Origin of the sequence: Asticcacaulis aquaticus (assembly GCF_028550415.1) — a bacterium.
GTDB classification, from domain to species: Bacteria; Pseudomonadota; Alphaproteobacteria; order Caulobacterales; family Caulobacteraceae; genus Asticcacaulis; species Asticcacaulis aquaticus.
Genome location: NZ_JAQQKX010000001.1, coordinates 186,483 through 203,114, shown reverse-complemented (window position 1 = coordinate 203,114; position 16,632 = coordinate 186,483). Strand labels below are relative to the sequence as shown.

Annotated in this window: 16 protein-coding genes; 5 read left to right on the top strand and 11 right to left on the bottom strand. The window is 60.3% G+C overall.

Features of this window, described 5'->3' with window-relative positions:
* Nucleotides 1-2: 2 nt before the first annotated feature.
* Genes PQU92_RS00955 through lpdA form a run of 3 tightly spaced genes read left to right on the top strand, consistent with a single transcriptional unit; the run spans nt 3 to nt 4,055 of the window.
* Nucleotides 3-1,352 (top strand): pyruvate dehydrogenase complex E1 component subunit beta, encoded by a 1,350-nt coding sequence (locus PQU92_RS00955; protein ID WP_272746345.1) that lies wholly within the window; start codon nt 3-5, stop codon nt 1,350-1,352.
* A gap of 10 nt (nt 1,353-1,362) precedes the next feature.
* Nucleotides 1,363-2,640, top strand: coding sequence for a pyruvate dehydrogenase complex dihydrolipoamide acetyltransferase (locus tag PQU92_RS00950; protein WP_272746344.1), 1,278 nt, complete (start codon nt 1,363-1,365; stop codon nt 2,638-2,640).
* A gap of 14 nt (nt 2,641-2,654) precedes the next feature.
* Nucleotides 2,655-4,055, top strand: a complete 1,401-nt coding sequence (gene lpdA, locus PQU92_RS00945; protein WP_272746343.1) for a dihydrolipoyl dehydrogenase — start codon at nt 2,655-2,657, stop codon at nt 4,053-4,055.
* A 302-nt stretch (nt 4,056-4,357) separates the two neighbouring features.
* Here lpdA and PQU92_RS00940 read toward each other — a convergent pair whose 3' ends face one another.
* The 5 genes from PQU92_RS00940 to PQU92_RS00920 all read right to left on the bottom strand — a co-directional run bounded on the left by PQU92_RS00940 (nt 4,358) and on the right by PQU92_RS00920 (nt 10,781).
* Nucleotides 4,358-5,467: a lactonase family protein gene (locus tag PQU92_RS00940; RefSeq protein WP_272746342.1), complete on the bottom strand. Its 1,110-nt coding sequence runs from the start codon at nt 5,465-5,467 to the stop codon at nt 4,358-4,360.
* 89 nt (nt 5,468-5,556) lie between these two features.
* On the bottom strand, nt 5,557-7,611 hold the full coding sequence (locus PQU92_RS00935; RefSeq protein ID WP_272746341.1) for a TonB-dependent receptor family protein: 2,055 nt from the start codon (nt 7,609-7,611) through the stop codon (nt 5,557-5,559).
* A gap of 68 nt (nt 7,612-7,679) precedes the next feature.
* Nucleotides 7,680-8,045: a hypothetical protein gene (locus PQU92_RS00930; protein ID WP_272746340.1), complete on the bottom strand. Its 366-nt coding sequence runs from the start codon at nt 8,043-8,045 to the stop codon at nt 7,680-7,682.
* A 94-nt stretch (nt 8,046-8,139) separates the two neighbouring features.
* The gene (locus PQU92_RS00925; protein ID WP_272746339.1) at nt 8,140-9,699 is read right to left on the bottom strand and encodes an AMP-binding protein; all 1,560 of its coding nucleotides are present in this window, start codon (nt 9,697-9,699) and stop codon (nt 8,140-8,142) included.
* A gap of 131 nt (nt 9,700-9,830) precedes the next feature.
* The gene (locus PQU92_RS00920; RefSeq protein WP_272746338.1) at nt 9,831-10,781 is read right to left on the bottom strand and encodes an alpha/beta hydrolase; all 951 of its coding nucleotides are present in this window, start codon (nt 10,779-10,781) and stop codon (nt 9,831-9,833) included.
* A 115-nt stretch (nt 10,782-10,896) separates the two neighbouring features.
* Here PQU92_RS00920 and lipA point away from each other — a divergent pair, with 115 nt between their 5' ends.
* Both lipA and PQU92_RS00910 read left to right on the top strand, forming a co-directional pair.
* A complete protein-coding gene (gene lipA / locus PQU92_RS00915) occupies nt 10,897-11,865 on the top strand; it encodes a lipoyl synthase (RefSeq protein ID WP_272746337.1) in 969 nt (322 codons plus the stop codon).
* Between the two features lie 7 nt (nt 11,866-11,872).
* Nucleotides 11,873-12,325, top strand: a complete 453-nt coding sequence (locus PQU92_RS00910) for a type II toxin-antitoxin system RatA family toxin (RefSeq protein ID WP_272746336.1) — start codon at nt 11,873-11,875, stop codon at nt 12,323-12,325.
* On the opposite strand, the gene PQU92_RS00905 is transcribed toward PQU92_RS00910, so the two are convergent.
* The 6 genes from PQU92_RS00905 to mazG all read right to left on the bottom strand — a co-directional run bounded on the left by PQU92_RS00905 (nt 12,322) and on the right by mazG (nt 16,618).
* Complete coding sequence (locus PQU92_RS00905; protein ID WP_272746335.1) at nt 12,322-12,828, bottom strand: CinA family protein; 507 nt, start codon at nt 12,826-12,828, stop codon at nt 12,322-12,324. The two genes, PQU92_RS00910 and PQU92_RS00905, sit on opposite strands and share 4 nt — an antisense overlap.
* 126 nt (nt 12,829-12,954) lie before the next feature.
* Nucleotides 12,955-13,566: a superoxide dismutase gene (locus PQU92_RS00900; RefSeq protein WP_272746334.1), complete on the bottom strand. Its 612-nt coding sequence runs from the start codon at nt 13,564-13,566 to the stop codon at nt 12,955-12,957.
* Between the two features lie 140 nt (nt 13,567-13,706).
* Nucleotides 13,707-14,294 (bottom strand): winged helix-turn-helix transcriptional regulator, encoded by a 588-nt coding sequence (locus PQU92_RS00895; protein WP_272746333.1) that lies wholly within the window; start codon nt 14,292-14,294, stop codon nt 13,707-13,709.
* Nucleotides 14,295-14,416: 122 nt separating this feature from the next.
* On the bottom strand, nt 14,417-15,253 hold the full coding sequence (locus tag PQU92_RS00890) for a TolB family protein (RefSeq protein ID WP_272746332.1): 837 nt from the start codon (nt 15,251-15,253) through the stop codon (nt 14,417-14,419).
* On the bottom strand, nt 15,250-15,741 hold the full coding sequence (locus tag PQU92_RS00885) for a DUF6438 domain-containing protein (RefSeq protein ID WP_272746331.1): 492 nt from the start codon (nt 15,739-15,741) through the stop codon (nt 15,250-15,252). The genes PQU92_RS00890 and PQU92_RS00885 overlap by 4 nt, the downstream gene beginning before the upstream one ends.
* Nucleotides 15,742-15,859: 118 nt before the next feature.
* The gene (mazG, locus tag PQU92_RS00880) at nt 15,860-16,618 is read right to left on the bottom strand and encodes a nucleoside triphosphate pyrophosphohydrolase (RefSeq protein WP_272746730.1); all 759 of its coding nucleotides are present in this window, start codon (nt 16,616-16,618) and stop codon (nt 15,860-15,862) included.
* Nucleotides 16,619-16,632 lie beyond the last annotated feature (14 nt).

Below are 16,632 nucleotides of genomic sequence, written 5' to 3'. Positions count from 1 at the left end.
CCATGACCGACATTCTTATGCCCGCGCTTTCTCCGACGATGGAGGAAGGCACCCTTTCCAAATGGCTGGTGAAAGCCGGTGACACCGTTTCGGCGGGCGACGTGATCGCCGAAATCGAAACCGACAAGGCGACGATGGAAGTCGAAGCCGTCGATGAAGGCGTCATCGAAGCCATTCTCGTCGAAGCCGGCACCGAAGGCGTCAAGGTCAATACGCCGATCGCCCGTCTCGAAGGCGGCGAGAGCGCGCCTGCGCCGAAAGTTGACGCGGCTCCTGCTGCCGAAGCTCCGGCCCCCGTGGCGGCTGCCGCCCCGAAGCCCGTAGCCGCCCCGGTCGAAAGCCAGCCCGACTGGCCCGAAGGCACGCCGACCGTCAAGATCACCGTCCGTGACGCGCTGCGCGACGCCATGGCCGAAGAAATGCGCCGCGACGACCGCGTCTTCCTGATGGGTGAAGAAGTGGCCCAGTATCAGGGTGCCTATAAGGTCTCGCGCGGTCTGCTCGAAGAGTTCGGCGATCGTCGCGTCATCGACACCCCGATCACCGAAATGGGCTTTGCCGGTATCGGTTCGGGTGCGGCCATGGCCGGTCTGAAACCGATCATCGAGTTCATGACCTTCAACTTCGCCATGCAGGCCATCGACCACATCCTGAACTCGTCGGCCAAGACGCTCTACATGTCCGGCGGTCAGATCAAGTCGTCGATCGTCTTCCGCGGTCCGAACGGCGCCGCCGCCCGCGTGGGCGCGCAGCACTCTCAGGACTATTCGGCATGGTACGCCAACGTCCCGGGTCTCAAGGTCATCGCGCCTTACGACGCCGCCGACGCCAAGGGCCTGATGAAGGCCGCGATCCGCGACCCGAACCCCATCGTGTTCCTTGAGCACGAAATGATGTACGGTCTGGAATTCGACATCCCGGCGGAAGGCGAAGATTTCGTTCTGCCGATCGGCAAGGCGAAGATCCAGAAAGAGGGCAAGGACGTCACCATCGTTGCGCACTCGCGCATGGTCGGTTTCGCGCTCAAGGCGGCTGAAAAGCTGGCCGAAGAGGGCATCGACGCCGAAGTCGTCAACCTGCGGACCCTGCGTCCGCTGGATACCGACACGGTCATCGCCTCGGTGAAGAAGACCAACCGTCTGGTCACCGTCGAAGAAGGCTGGGGCCCGTGCGGTGTCGGCGCCGAAGTCGCCGCCCGCGTGACCGCCGAAGCCTTCGACGATCTGGATGCGCCGCCCGCCCGCGTGCACCAGGAAGACGTGCCGATGCCTTACGCCGCCAACCTCGAAGCCATGACGGTCCCCAGCGTTGAGAAGATCATCGCCGCCGTCAAGCAAGTCTCGTACAAGTAAGGGAAGCGCCATGACCGATATTCTGATGCCGGCGCTCTCGCCTACGATGGAAGAGGGCATTCTGGCCAAGTGGCACGTCAAGGTAGGCGACACCGTCGCCGCCGGTGACGTGATCGCGGAAATCGAAACCGACAAGGCGACGATGGAAGTCGAAGCCGTCGACGAAGGCACGATCGAGGCCATCCTGATCGAAGCCGGAACCGAAGGCGTGAAGGTCAACACCCCGATCGCCAAACTGTCGGGTGGCGATGCCGCCCCGGCCCCGAAGGCCGCTCCGGCTGCCGAAGCGCCTAAAGCTGCTGAGGCTCCCAAGGCAGAGGCCCCCAAAGCTGCCGCTGCCCCGGCTCCGGTTGCGGCCCCCGCCGCATCGGGTTCGCGCGTCGCCGCGTCGCCGCTCGCCCGCCGTCTGGCCGAGATCAACAAGCTCGACCTGAAACTGCTCAAGGGCACCGGCCCGCACGGCCGTATCATCAAGCGCGACATCGAAGCCGCTCTGGCGTCGGGTACGGGTAAGGCTGGTTCGGCACCTGCCGCTGCGTCCACGGCTGCTGCGGAGCCGCGCAAGGTCCAAAGCCTTGAGCAACTGGGCATCGCGCCGGGTTCCTACGACCTCGTGCCGCTCAACAATATGCGCAAGGTCATCGCCCGCCGCCTGACCGAGTCGTTCCGCGATATCCCGCACTTCCCGCTGACCGTCGACATCGAACTCGACAATCTGCTGGCGGCGCGGACCAAGATCAATACGGCTCTGGAAGCTCAGGGCATCAAGGTCTCGGTCAACGATATCGTCATCAAGGCGGTCGCTCTGGCCCTCAAGCAGGTGCCGGAAGCCAATGCCTCCTTCACCCCGGAAGGCATCGCGCTGCACCACAATGCCGACATCGCCATGGCGGTCGCCATCGACGGCGGCCTGATCACCCCGATCGTTCGCAAGGCCGAAACCAAGTCTCTGGCGCAAATCGCCAAAGAGACCAAGGATCTGGCGGCACGCGCCCGCGACATGAAGCTGAAACCCGAAGAATTCCAGGGCGGTACGTTCTCCGTGTCCAACCTCGGCATGTTCGGCATCAAGCAGTTCGCGTCGATCATCAACGAGCCGCAGGGCTGCATCCTGTCGGTCGGCGCCGGTGAACAGCGTCCGGTCGTCAAGAACGGCGCTCTGGCCGTCGCCACGGTCATGACCGTGACGCTCACCTGCGATCACCGCGTGGTCGACGGTTCGGTCGGTGCGAAATACATCACCGTGCTGAAGGGGCTTCTCGAAGACCCCATCAAGATGCTGGCTTAAGGAGCTGAAATCACATGGCTTATGATCTCGTTGTGATCGGCTCCGGCCCCGGCGGTTACGAGGGTGCGATCCGCGCCTCTCAGAACGGCCTCAAGGTCGCCATCGTCGAGCGCGAACTGCTGGGCGGCATCTGTCTGAACTGGGGTTGTATCCCCACCAAGGCTTTGCTGAAGTCGGCCGAAGTGTTCGATAAGATCAACCATTTGGGCGACTACGGCCTGACCGGTGAAAAGCCCGGCTTCGACTTCGAGAAGGTCGTCTCGCGGTCTCGCGCGGTGGCCAAACAACTCAATGGCGGCGTCGGCTACCTGATGAAGAAGAACAAGATCGACGTGATCGAGGGCTTCGCCACGCTGGAACCCGGCAAGGACGCTCCGAAAGTCGTCGTCAAGCTCAACAAGGGCGGCGAACAGATCGTCGAGGCCAAGAACGTCATGCTGGCCGTCGGGGCCCGCGCCCGTGAGATCCCCGCCATCGGCGCGGTGTCTGACGGCGACCGTATCTGGACCTACCGCAACGCCCTGACGCCGAAGTCGATGCCGAAATCGCTGGTCGTCATCGGTTCGGGTGCCATCGGGATCGAGTTCGCCTCGTTCTACCGCTCGCTCGGTGCCGAAGTGACCGTCGTCGAAGCGCTGGACCGCATCCTGCCGGTCGAGGACAAGGAAGTCTCCGCCGAGGCCCAGAAGGCCTTTGAAAAGCGCGGCTTCAAGTTCCGCATCGGCGCGAAGGTGACCAAGGTCGAGAAGTCGGGTTCTGGCGTGAAGGTCTCGGTCGAGGTCGGCGGCAAGTCCGAAGTCCTCGAAGCCGAAGGCTGCATCGTCGCCGTCGGCATCGTGGCCAACACCGAAAACCTCGGTCTGGAAAAACTGGGCGTCGAGATGGACCGCGGTCACATCAAGAACGACAGCCACGGTAAGACCAACGTCAAGGGGCTTTACGCCATCGGCGACTGCGCCGGGCCGCCCTGGCTGGCGCACAAGGCTTCGCACGAAGCCGTCCACGCCGCCGACTACATGGCCGGCAAGAAGCTGTCGAACCTCAATCCGCCGATTCCGGGCTGCACCTATGCCACTCCGGAAGTCGCTTCGGTAGGCATCACCGAGCAGGGTGCCAAGGAAAAGGGTCTCGACGTCAAGATCGGCCGTTTCCCGTTCAAGGCCAACGGCAAGGCGATTGCCGCCGGTGAGCCCGGTGGTTTCGTCAAGGTGATCTTCGACAAGAAGACCGGCGCGCTTCTGGGCGCACACCTGATCGGGGCCAACGTGACCGAAATGGTGCAAGGCTTCTGCCTGGCGATCACCATGGAAGCGACGGAAGAAGACCTGCAGGGGACGGTCTTCCCGCATCCGACCATGTCGGAAGCGATTTTGGAGGCCTCTCTGGATGCCGACGGTCGTATGATCAACCTGTAAGGATCGACCACGGATAAGGCGCGGATGCCGCCTTTGGCGGCGACACGGATATCCGTGTTCATGGACGCGAAGCGACCATGTCCGTGACCATCCGTGGTTAAATCTTCAAATAAAAAGCCGTTGCGGAAACGCAGCGGCTTTTTATTTGGCTTGAGTTAGAGTGAGGGCATGAAACGCTTGCTCTTCACAATTATAATTTTACTTGCGGCATGCAAGCCTGTCGATCCGCCACGGTCGCCGGGCGACAGCTTGGATTATGTCGTTGAAAGTTCTGACTCTTCGGCGACATCTGCCTCAGAAAATTAAGGCCGCCAGATCGCATCGATATATACCGGAGACTCAACGTCATAACGAATATCCGTAGCCTTGAGCGTCCCATCCGTTTGAATATCGAACACGGTAAGGCTGTGGCTACGCTGATTGGCGGCGATCAAACGCGTTTCCGGTTCGAGCAGTGTAAAGAATCGCGGCCATTTGCCGCCCGAGGCGATGGTTTGCAGATGGGTCAGGTGGCCGTCCTTCGCCACGGCGTAGACGCGGATCGTGTCGGGACCGCGCTCGCTGATGTAGACGCGATCACCTTTGGCATTGATCGCGATATGGGCGGCGGCGTACTCGCCGGTAAAGGACTCCGATTTGGCCTTAACGCGCATAATTTCGCTCAGCGAACCATCTTTTTCCCGACGCAGCGCAATCAGTTCACCCGACTTTTCGGTCAGCAGAAAGGCGAATGCTCCCTCCGGCGATAAAGCCATATGGCGCGGCCCTGAGCCTGTAGCGACTCCAAAGGCGGTTTGCGGCGGCCCGGCCTTACCCGTGGTGTGATCCCACGCATAGGACCGTACTTCCTCGTGGCCAAGATCGACGACATAGATGAACTTACCGTCCAGAGACCATTGCACCCAGTGCGCATGGCCGTTGTCGCGGTTCCCTTCGGATCGCAGGACTTGCGGTTCGCCCTTTATCTCGCCTGTGGTCGAATCGAGCGTATAGATCGCGACAACATCGCTGGCGAAATTGGCGACGGCCAGATGAGTCCGGTTCGGTGACAACGATACATAACAGGGATTGGTCGCCATCGATGGCACCGGCGCACCGTTAGGCGACAGCTTGTAGCCGTCAGTCACAGTGTAAGCCGCCACACGCCCGGCATTGCGTTCAGTGACATAGACGCGTCCCCTGGCCTGATTTACGACACCATAAGACGCCGTGTCGATTTCAGAATAAGCGGCCAGCAATCTGAGGGGACTGTCATCGGCAGTTTCTACAACTTGCGTGCCCTTGCCGCCTTCATGGCCGAACGTGCCGACGATCAGGCGAACAAGGCCGGGCAGGTTGGACGTTATGGCGATGGCCGGGGTAGCGCTAAATGTGGTAGCGGTTAGCCCGGCGAGCATCTGACGACGATCCATGGAAATCTCCTCTGCTTATGTTTGCGCTACCTTACCCGAAAAACCACGTCTGGGTGGTTTTTCGGGAGGTAAGCGGCAAAAACAGAAGTTTATTTCCCTGTCAGCTTAAGACCGACAAAGACCGCACGGCCTTCGCCGGGGGTGAAGACGCTCTGGGCACTGGCGGCGACCCTAGTGAAATCGGTCACGGCATTGACGTTTGACACATAGCGCGTGTCGCTTAAGTTTCGGGCCTCGGCGAAGACTTCGAGGCCTTGATTGACCTTTTTCGATGCGGAGAGGTTCCAGACGGTGAAACCCGGAGCGCGTTGCGTATTAGCGTAATCGACCCAGACGTCCTTCGGGGCCCATTCGACCGACGGCGCGATCCGCCAGCCGGTTTTTGTCGAGAGGCTCAGTTCGCCGCGATAATAGTGCTCCGGCACGACCGGCAGACGGGCATTGCCGTAGGTCTTGTCGTGGTCGAATTTGAAATCCGACCAGGTATAGGTCTGACGCAAGGCAACGCTCCAGTCGCCCACCGTACCGACTTTCCAGTCGAGCGCGGCTTCGAGCCCCTGATGGATGGTCGAATCGGCGTTGAAGGTCGCCGCCGGGATGTCCGCTGTGACGATGAAGTTGAGCATTTCGCCGTCGATTTCGGCGCGATAAAGCGCCAGATCCCACGTCAGCGCGCCGGACCGGCCGCGCGTGCCGATCTCGGCGGTGATGGCTTCCTGCGGATTAACGGGGGTGAACTGCTGGAACTGGGCCTGAACCAAAGCGCCGTAGGTCGGGGCCTCGACGGACTTGGTCAGGTTGGCGAAGACCTGCTGACCGCTGGCGTTTTGCCAGAGGATGCCGATGCGTGGGGCCCACCAGTCCATCTCGGTTTTGGCCGACCGCGTCAGGGCCAGCCGGTTGACATAATCACGGTCGGTCCAGCCGTAGCTGGCCCCGGCGACCAGCGCCAGTTCATCGGTGACGAACATGCGGCCTTCGCCGAACACGTCCCAGGCCGCGGCGTTCTGCTGCGAATTGCCGGACATGGCACCAGGGATGCCGTTGGCATTGGCGAAGGTCAGGGCTTCGGCATTGCCGGAGAGGTAATTGGCCCCGAAAAAAGCGTCGTATGTCAGGCCGCCGATGGTGCCCTTGCCGTCGAAACGCCCGAACGCGCCGTAGTTTTGGTACTCGTAGTCGAGATAGATCGAGATCGGGTGAATCAGCTCTTTCCACGCGGCATAGACACCGCCTTCGAATGCCCAGTCGTCGTTCAGACGCCAGTCGGTCTGCACTGTGGCGCGGGCCGACTTCATGTTGCGCCCGTATTTCAGCGTCGGATAGTTGGCCGCCGTCGTTGCTTTGGGCGTGGTGAGCGCTTGAGCGAGCGTCAAACCGCCGGCAATGCGCTGATCTATATCGTTGGCCTGAAAAATCAGCCGTACCGAGCGACCTTCGGCAAAGGTACGGCCGACATTGAGCGTCACGCGTTTGGCGTCCTGTTCGGAATTGGCGCGCCAGCCGTCGGCGTGGGTTACCGTCGTCGACAGATAGAGGTCGTAATCGCCAATCACATCGGCATAGGCCAGTTGCGCGCGGCGGGTGCCGAAACTGCCGCCTTCGACGCGCAGAAGGGTGCGGTAACCCGCATTCTGGCCGGATGCGGTAACATAATTGATCGCGCCGCCCAGTTGCGACCCGCCGAAACGCAGGGCGTTGCCGCCCTTATAGATCTCGATATAGCGAGCGGAGAGGGGATCGATCTCCTGAAAATCGCCCGAGCCGTCGGCCTGATTGACCGGCACGCCATCGACGCTGAGCCAGGTGCCGCGATTGTGCGAGGCGTTACCAATGCCGGAACCTCGGATCGACAAACGCGTGTCTTCACCAAATTTCTTCTGAGCGAACACGCCAGAGACGTTTTTCAGCGTGTCGTAAAGGCCTAAAGCGTATGAGTTTGAATAGGTCTCGCTCGCCACGACCGACACCGCACCGGGCGTGCGCGACAGTTTGGTGCGGGTGGATTTGACGACGTTCGGGTCTTCGGGGTTGGCTTGCCCGGTGACGATGACGGTGGGGATGTTGTCGGTTTCGGCGGCGAATGCGGGTGCGAAGGCCGCCAGCGAGACGCCGCACAGCAGCGCCATTATACGGAGTTTCATGAAATGTAACCTGTCTGGAATCGATATTCAGGCAGGCGGATGCGATCCGGTCCTGCCGATGACGAATTTCAGACGCGGTGAGGGGGGCCGCAGGAATGGGGACGCGGCGGGGCGCGGGCTTTCGGGCGCTCACTGTCGGCGGGCACCACTGCCGACACGGCAACGATCGTATAGACGACCGGTGTGACGGTAAATTCAGGCTCGGTCAGGCCGGTCAGCGACGCCAGAACGCAGTCGGCGCATTTCAGGCCCTGAACGGATTTATCCTTGAAAGCCTTACTGGCGGTATCTGTCGCCACAGCCTGACTGAGTTGCGTATCGACGACCGGCGCTTGCGTATTACAGAGGACAAAACCGCCGCCATCAGGGGCAGCCGCCATCAGATGCGGCGGAAACAGGACCTGCGCGCACAGGGCCACGACCACGGCCAGCATCGTCCAGAAGCGGCACTCGCTTCGGAGAACTGATGATCGGGGAAGGCAAAAGGCACGGGCCATAATCCGCCTTAGACGTGTCGGCTGTGAAAAGTCAAGCGGCGTTGGCCACCACTTCGGCCAGTTTTTGCAGGGTGACATAGTCGGTCTTGCCCGACCCCAGCACCGGAACGGTCTCGACCTTTACCAGCTTTTTGGGGATCGCAAGCGCGGGTGTGCCGTTTTCCCTGGCCCAATCCGACAATTGCGACAGATCGGCGGTGTCGTGATCGGTGATCAGCACCAGCCGCTCGCCCTTTTTGTCGTCGGCAACGGCGACCACAGCGTGACGGTTGTCGGGCCATACCTCTTCGGCGATGCGCTCGACAGCGGTTAGCGAGACCATTTCACCCGCGATCTTGGCGAAGCGCTTGGCGCGGCCGAGAATCTTGATGAAGCCGTCCTTGTCGAGACTGACGATATCGCCCGTGTCGTGCCAGCCATCCTTGGGCGCCTCGATGATGTCGGGCGTCTCAAGGTTGATGTAACCGCCCATGATGTTCGGGCCCTTGACGTGCAAACGCCCGCCTTCGTTGATGCCCTCGACCATCTCAAGGCGCAACTGCATCCCCGGAAGGGCATGGCCGACCGTGCCGTGGCGGTTATCGTGCGGATAGTTGACCGCCAGCACGGGCGAGGTTTCGGTGACGCCGTAACCTTCGAGCACGGTCAGGCCGTTGAACTGCTCCCTGAACAGCTTGTGTGTTTCTTCGCGGACCTTTTCGGCGCCGCAAACGACGAATTCCAAGGTCGCGAAATCGTCAGGCTGAGACGCACGGGCATACTGATTGAGGAAGGTGTCGGTTGAAAACAGCAGCGACGCCTTGGTTTCCTTCAGCAAACCCGGAATCTGCTTCACATGCAGCGGCGAGGGGTACTGGAAGCTTTTTAGCCCCTGCAACAGCGGCAGGATCACGCCGCCGGTGAGCCCCAGCGAGTGGAAGATCGGCATCGGATTGAAGGCGACCCATTCCGGTTTCAGCTCGATATGGGCGGCGATCTGGGCGCAGTTCAGCACCAGATTGGCCTGGGTCAGGACCACGCCGCGCGGCGTGCCGAAGCTTCCCGACGTGAACAGGATGACGCCGATGTCCGAAGGTTTCGCCTTATGGGCAAAGACGCGCGGCAGTTTCGACGCCGCCAGCCCATAGAGCTTATCCGCTAACGACAGGGTCTTGCGCAGGTCTTCGAGATACAGCACCCGCACATAGGCGGTCATCGAGGCGACGAGGTCTTCCAGCTTGGCCTGATCGACGAAGCGGCGCGACGTGATCACCGTCTTGACCTTGCCGGTCAGGCAGGCGGTCTTGATATTGGCGGGGCCGGCGGTGAAATTGATCATGACCGGCGTGCGGCCGCGCGCGTGCAGCCCGAAGAACGACAGGGCCCCGCCCATGGAGGTCGGCAGCATCAGGCCGATGCGCGTCTCCTTATGCAGCACCTTGTCGAACAGACGCGCAATGATGAAGGTACGCAGAATGAAGTCGTCATAGCTGACCGGCTGACGTTCCTGATCCTCGATGATGATCTTGTCCTTGCCGTATTTATCGGCGGCATCGAGAAGCGCGTCGAACAGGGACTTGGTCTCGGTCTCTACGTCAAAAGGGCGCACCATGCGCGAAAACTCCCGTTTGGACTCGCTGGTTCATCCGCGCGTCACATAGTGTTTCACATTATGTAGGGATGACGCACAAGTCAAATGAACAATGTTCAAATTTTTGAGAGCCTGTGCATAACTTCGTCATGTCAACTCAGAAAGGCCTTGAAGACGGGCGTCAAGGCGGCTTCATCGGCGACCATTTCGCTCTTGCAGGGGCCGCGACCGCTGCACAGGGCCGGATCACCGGACAGGCTGCTGATCAGCAAAGGCGGACGCTTAAGTGTGGGATTGAGTTTATCGAGGCTGACCGAGGTCAGGGCCTTGCGCTGTTTACCCATCTGCTCGACCCAGGCCGAGCTTTTTTGCGTCAGGCGCAGGTCAGGATTGGCGATGCGCCAGCGGTGGGCGACCTTGCCCCACAGGTCGGCGGGCGTGTCTTCGCGATGCCATTCACCGGCAGTGTCATCGCCACTCCATGGTGCATAGAGCATCACGCTGGTGATGGGCCATTTCTGTGCCTGCAGTTCCAGCGCCGTCAAGGCCCCGGACCCGTGCCCGAAAATATACAGCGGCTTGGCGGCGGACGGCTTGATGACCGTTTCGACAAAGGCCCTGGCGACCTTGATCGCATGGGTGAAGTCTGGTGTATGAACCTTTTGATCCTGCAACACATAATGCCCGGAGCCGCCCTGACCGGGGGCCTCCAGAATCCACACGCTGACGCCCGATTTGAGGGCCGTCTGGGCCAGATCGAAATAGACCTCGCCCGGATAGCCGGCGTCGGCCAGAATCAGCAAATGGGCGCGCGGATTGACCGGCGGCGCGGCCACACCATAGCGGGCTTGCGGGAAATTACCGAGTTTGAAGCTGCTCCACACGAATCCGGCGGGCGGATAATATTCGGGGGACAGGCCGGGCGGTATCTGGCTGTCGAGGAACGCTGCCCCGGCCTGATCCGGCCCGTCGCCGCTAAAACGCGAGCAGCCGCTGACCAGAAGCGCCAGACCGAATGTCAGCACACGGCGCGAAAGCAGGACAGAGGCTGAGGTGGGGGCGGTCATGAACGAACCATAGGCCGGATTCCGCGTCCCTGTCATCGTCGTTCCGCATCCCTGTTACGCTAAGTGAGGAGGTAGCGGGTGTTTTGGCTTGATATTGCACGTCAAAACGCCCAATTAGGGCTTCCATACTTGTATTTTGTGATTGGTTTCGATGGTCACCCTGATTAACCGCGTCGATGCGACAGCTCGCGAGTTACGCCACCCCGAAAAGCAAAACCGTCCTGAAACGCCGGTGCTGAAAAAGCCCGACTGGCTGCGGGTCAAGGCGCCGGGCTCGGGTGGCTATAACGAAACGAAAAAGATCGTGCACGACGCCAAGCTGGTGACCGTGTGCGAAGAGGCGGCCTGCCCCAATATCGGCGAATGCTGGACCAAGAACCACGCCACCCTGATGATCATGGGCGACACCTGCACGCGGGCCTGCGCCTTCTGCAACGTCAAGACCGGCATGCCGCAGCCGCTCGATACGGATGAGCCGAACCGCGTCGGCATGACGGTGGCCAAGATGGGCCTGTCGCACGTCGTCATCACCTCGGTCGATCGCGACGATCTGGCCGACGGCGGTGCCGAACACTTTGCCGAGGTCATCCGTCAGATTCGCGCCCAGTCGCCGAAAACGACGATCGAGATCCTGACGCCGGACTTCCTGCGCAAGGACGGCGCAGCGGAAATCGTCATCGACGCGAAACCCGATGTGTTCAACCACAATCTGGAAACCGTGCCGCGCAACTACCTGAAAATCCGCCCGGGCGCGCGCTATTACCACTCTCTCCGCCTGCTGGAGCGTGTCAAGGAACGCGATCCGTCGCAGTTCACCAAGTCCGGCATCATGGTCGGCCTCGGCGAAGCCAAGGAAGAGGTCATGCAGGTCATGGACGACATGCGCTCGGCCGGCGTCGACTTCATCACCATCGGTCAGTATCTGCAACCGACGCGCAAACACGCCGCCATCGACCGCTTCGTGACTCCGGACGAGTTCAAGGCCTACGAGTCCATCGCCCGCGCCAAGGGCTTCCTGATGGTGTCGTCGTCGCCGCTGACGAGGTCGTCGCACCACGCCGGTGAGGATTTCGAGCGCCTGCGTAACGCTCGTGAAGCTCTGATCGCCGGTAAGCGGTAAGGCTTAGATGGCGCAGTTCCATCTCGAACGCGTCCTGCCCTATGCGGCTGAGGACCTGTGGGCCATGGTCAGCGACGTTCAGGCCTATCCGTCGTTCATTCCGTGGATCACGGCGCTGCGGGCCTATAACCGCACGACACCGGCAACGGGTGTTGAGGTGTTCGATGCCGACGTGTCGGTGGGTTTCAAGATGCTGTCAGAGCGGTTTTCGACGCGGGTGACGCGCAAGGCCGACGATCTGAGCCTGCATATGGGCCTGTTGCGCGGGCCGTTGAAACGCCTGAACGGCGAGTGGAAATTCACCGAAGTCGCGGGCGGCACGCGAGTCGACTTCAATATGGATATGGATTTCAAAAATCCGCTGCTAAATGCGGTGCTGAAGGCCAATCTGAACATCGCCATCTCGAAACTGATGAGCGTGTTCGAGGCCCGGGCAAAGCAATTGTACGGGAAAGCTTAGGCTTCCTCGGCCCGCAAGTGCTCCAATACCCAGTGCAGGGCATACATCACCGACTGTTCGCGGATGAAGTCGCGGCCCATATCCTCGAAATGGTGCAGGTTGGCGAGCGACTTGACCTCGCCGTCGGGGCTGCGGAAGGCCAGACCGAAACAGACCGTGCCGACCGGTTTTTCCTCGGAGCCGCCCGTAGGGCCTGCAATGCCGGTGACACTCAGGGCCAGATCGGCACCCGCCGATTTCAGAGCGCCTTCGGCCATACAATGCGCGGTTTTCAGGCTGACCGCGCCGTGTTCGGCCAGAACGCTTTCCGGCACGCCCAGAAGCCGCGACTTGGCTTCGTTGGAATAGGTGACATAGCCTTCGTGGAAGACGTCCGACGCCCCGGACACCCGTGTCATCGCACCCGCGATCAGTCCGCCGGTGCAGCTTTCCGCCGTCGTCAGGGTCCGGCCCTGCGACCGCGCCAAAGCGATGATATCGGTGACGAGGTCGTGAGCGTCCATGACGGTTCCTTCATGCGTGACCGTATTTAAACTCACGCGTGTATCAATAATCAATAGGCCCGACGTGGTTAACGCGCACAAAAAAAGCGGCCCACGAAGGCCGCCCTTTCCGTAATGTTATGACGCTTACACGCCCGGATGCAGCGGGGCTTCCAGATTGGTGTTGGCGAAGTCCCAGTTCACCAGCGAGGTGAGGTAGGTTTCGATGAACTTCGGACGCAGGTTCTGGTAGTCGAGATAGTAGGCGTGCTCCCACACGTCGATGGTCAGCAGCGGCTTGTCACCCTTGGTGAACGGAGTTTCGGCGTTGCCGGTCTTGACGACCTTCAGCTTGCCGTCCTGACCCAGCACCAGCCAGGCCCAGCCCGAGCCGAACTGCGTCGCGCCGGCGGTCTTGAAGGCTTCGGCAAAGGCATCGAACGAACCGAAATCGGCGTTGATCTTGTCGGCGATGGCACCCGTCGGGGCCCCGCCGCCGTTCGGCGTCATCGAGTGCCAGAAGAAGGTGTGGTTCCACACCTGAGCCGAGTTGTTGAACACGCCCGGATTGGTGCCTTCCGACGCCTTGACGATCTCGACGAGCGTCTTGCCTTCGAATTCGGTCCCGGCGATCAGCTTGTTCAGGTTGTCCACATAGGCCTTGTGGTGCTTGGCGTGGTGGTAGCTGAAGGTGTTGGCCGACATGTGCGGCTCAAGCGCGTCGGTGGCGTAGGGCAGGGCGGGGAGTTCGAACGTCATGGCGGCCTCGGGGCTGTATGAAAACGGTTTAAATAAAAGAACTGACGACTGATATATGGGGGCTAAAATTGCTTTTCAAGATTAAAACTTGTGAGAATAATTCGCAAAATTAGCCTTATAAATTCGATGGTTATGCGGGGTTAAAAGCCATCGAACAGGCTCAATGTCTCGTCCTTCGGCTCGATCTTCACCGGCACGACCGGGGTCTTGGGCGCGACGGCGCTGTTGATGTCCTTGACGACACGGGTCGCGAAGGCGGTCTTGTTCTTTTGCAACGAGGCGAGGAAGTCCTTCGGCGTGTCGGTGATGTGGTATTTGTTCGACCACAGCATCATCTCGACCAGCAGCGGTGCGAGGTCGGCGCCTTTTTCGGTCAGCTTGTAGATGAACTTGCGCGCGTCTTCCGGATCGGTGGATTTCGAAATCAGGCCTGCGGCTTCGAGCTTCACCAGACGGTCGGCAAGGATATTGGTGGCGATCTTTTCTTCGGCCCCCAGGAACGCCTTATAGGTCGAGCGCCCTTTGAACATCAGGTCGCGAATGATCAGCAGCGACCACGAGTCGCCGACGGCCTCCAGCATCAGGTTGATCGGACATTTCGAGCGTGGGCCACGGGTGATGGCCTCCTTGATCGCGGCCGGTTTCGCCGTGGCCTTGGCCACCGGTTTGCGCGCCGTCTTAGGAGCGACTTTGGGCGCGGATTTGCCCGCGGGGGAGGTCTTCGCCATATCAGATCAGCCTTTTGCTTTCGATACACAACTCATGGCGAATTCGATAGCATATCACAAGTAAATTATACGTTCATTGCGTTTTGAAATCGAAATTCACTCAAATTGCAATGGACAAGCAATCATTCAGTTGGCTTGAAATATCTCACAAAAGCAAAGCGTTTTCCGTCGGGAGTCCAGTTCGGCACGTTCATGGTGCCCTGCCCGCCGAATAGTTCAAATAAGGTTTCAGGCGTCCCACCGTCTGATGACATAAGCCTCAGCCACACGGTTTTGTCGCGCGGATGGTCGCGACCGACCGATGCATCATAAGACAGAAACAACACATGTTGGCCGTCCGGCGATGGATGCGGAAACCAGTCGCAGTGGTCACTATGGCTCATGCGTTGCAGGTCGCTGCCGTCTGATCGGGCGCGCCACAATTGCATATGGCCGGAACGGTCGGAATTGAACCATATCCACTGCCCATCCGCCGAATAATCCGGCCCGTCGTTCAGTCCGCCGCCTTCGATCACCACCTGTTCGTCGCGACCGTGTGGCCTATTGGTCAGGATGGCAAACACATCGCGCTGCCGAAACGCCGTATAGGTGATGCGCGCTCCGTCGGGTGACCAGCCGTGGTAGTAAGCACCAAAATTGTCGGTGATGCGAACCGGCACCCCACCTTCGAAGGGCAGGGTATAGAGGGCGGCGCGTCCTTCACTCTTGTCGGTAATAATCAGAGTCCGCCCGTCCGGCGACAGACCGTGGTCGTTATTGCAGCGTGTGGCGAACCCCGTATCTATGCGCTCAGGTTCTCCGCCGATAGGCAATCGATAGATCAGGCCGTCCGAATTGAAGATCAGAATCTGACCATCCGGCGTGAAATGCGGCGATTCCACGAGAGCTTCGGTCTGCCAGATCACACGCGACGACCGCATCTCAAGATCGTAGATTTCAATCGAACTGCGTAAGGTCATAGTGCCGAGGCCTCGGTAGGTTTGATGCCCGACTCAAACGCACCGCGCCCGTGACTTCGATGTGCCGTTTTCAATAGGGAGGCGGTTTGGATGTCGGCGCTAATTAAACTTTGCGCACCCGTCGTGACGAGTATCTGTTTTTTCAGTGCCCATATAGTGTCAGGCGTTTCATATACGACTTTTCCCGATGCATTATAAAAAGGCTCTTTGGTAAAGTTCACAAAGCTTTCTACGCCTTTGTCTCTCAATCCGACAAACTGAAGATCCCAGACGCCAAGAACGGGGCCGTAACTGACCTCCTTATTCGGCTTGACGTTCAACCGTGCGGCCCGGATCAGTTTTACGGCCTGTTCTGTGGGTATCCTGTACTCGTGACAGCCTAAGACTGAGACGTCGCGATAGCCCTGATAGATGACGCGACCATCGCCGAACACGTCTACCTGCCATTCCTTACAATCGTTACACTCCAGGCCATCGAGTGGAAACATAAGCGTGGCGACCGTAAGCCGTGTGTCGGGCGACGGCCAGTTATGTATATGTCGCTCATGCGCGACAAAGACGCACACGACAACAACCCAAAGCGCAGCGGCAATCCACCTCATCACGTTATGATGCGCCGCGTTCGGTCGCCTTGGCCTTGTTCCAGAGCGCGTCCATTTCCGCGAGGTCGGACTGCTCCGGCGTCTTGCCGATCTTCGCCAGTTCCGCCTCGATGGTCTCGAACCGGCGCACGAACTTGGCATTGGTGCCGCGCAGGGCGTCTTCGGGTTCAGCGTCGATCTTGCGCGCCAGATTGGCAACGACGAACAGGATATCGCCCAGTTCGGCGCGCGCCTTGTCCTTGTCACCGGTGGCCAACTCGACCTTGAGCTCCGCGACCTCTTCTTCCAGCTTGGCGAAGACCTCGTCGGTCGAGGGCCAGTCGAAGCCGACCCGCGCAGCGCGCTTGGTCAGCTTGGCGGCGCGGGTGAGGGCGGGCAGGCCCACCGGCACGTCGTCGAGGATGCCGTGCTTGGCCTTGGCCTTGCGCTCCGCGGCCTTGACGACTTCCCAGGCGGCGTTCTGTTCGTCGGCCGTGCGGTCGCCGACATCGCCGAAGACGTGCGGATGACGGCGGATCAGCTTGTCCGTCATGGCCTGCGCCACATCGTGAAAATCGAACAGACCTTGTTCTTTCGCAAGGTGGCTGTGGAACACCACCTGGAACAGCAGGTCGCCCAGTTCCTCTTTCAGGTCACGCATATCCTGGCGCGCAATGGCGTCGGCGACTTCGTAGGATTCCTCGATCGTATAGGGCGCGATCGTCTCGAAGGTCTGCTCAAGGTCCCACGGGCAGCCGCCATCCTTCGCCCGCAGGCGGTTCATGACCTCGATCAGGC

Coding starts and splice junctions, on each gene's coding strand:
- PQU92_RS00955 (WP_272746345.1), top strand. CDS start 3: ATGACCGACATTCTTATGCCCGCGCTTTCTCCGACGATGGAGGAAGGC.
- PQU92_RS00905 (WP_272746335.1), bottom strand. CDS start 12,828: ATGGACGCTCACGACCTCGTCACCGATATCATCGCTTTGGCGCGGTCG.
- PQU92_RS00900 (WP_272746334.1), bottom strand. CDS start 13,566: ATGACGTTCGAACTCCCCGCCCTGCCCTACGCCACCGACGCGCTTGAG.
- lipA (WP_272746337.1), top strand. CDS start 10,897: ATGGTCACCCTGATTAACCGCGTCGATGCGACAGCTCGCGAGTTACGC.
- PQU92_RS00930 (WP_272746340.1), bottom strand. CDS start 8,045: ATGCTGGCCGTGGTCGTGGCCCTGTGCGCGCAGGTCCTGTTTCCGCCG.
- PQU92_RS00950 (WP_272746344.1), top strand. CDS start 1,363: ATGACCGATATTCTGATGCCGGCGCTCTCGCCTACGATGGAAGAGGGC.
- PQU92_RS00890 (WP_272746332.1), bottom strand. CDS start 15,253: ATGACCTTACGCAGTTCGATTGAAATCTACGATCTTGAGATGCGGTCG.
- mazG (WP_272746730.1), bottom strand. CDS start 16,618: ATGAACCGCCTGCGGGCGAAGGATGGCGGCTGCCCGTGGGACCTTGAG.
- PQU92_RS00925 (WP_272746339.1), bottom strand. CDS start 9,699: ATGGTGCGCCCTTTTGACGTAGAGACCGAGACCAAGTCCCTGTTCGAC.
- PQU92_RS00895 (WP_272746333.1), bottom strand. CDS start 14,294: ATGGCGAAGACCTCCCCCGCGGGCAAATCCGCGCCCAAAGTCGCTCCT.
- PQU92_RS00920 (WP_272746338.1), bottom strand. CDS start 10,781: ATGACAGGGACGCGGAATCCGGCCTATGGTTCGTTCATGACCGCCCCC.
- PQU92_RS00935 (WP_272746341.1), bottom strand. CDS start 7,611: ATGAAACTCCGTATAATGGCGCTGCTGTGCGGCGTCTCGCTGGCGGCC.
- PQU92_RS00910 (WP_272746336.1), top strand. CDS start 11,873: ATGGCGCAGTTCCATCTCGAACGCGTCCTGCCCTATGCGGCTGAGGAC.
- lpdA (WP_272746343.1), top strand. CDS start 2,655: ATGGCTTATGATCTCGTTGTGATCGGCTCCGGCCCCGGCGGTTACGAG.
- PQU92_RS00885 (WP_272746331.1), bottom strand. CDS start 15,741: ATGTTTCCACTCGATGGCCTGGAGTGTAACGATTGTAAGGAATGGCAG.
- PQU92_RS00940 (WP_272746342.1), bottom strand. CDS start 5,467: ATGGATCGTCGTCAGATGCTCGCCGGGCTAACCGCTACCACATTTAGC.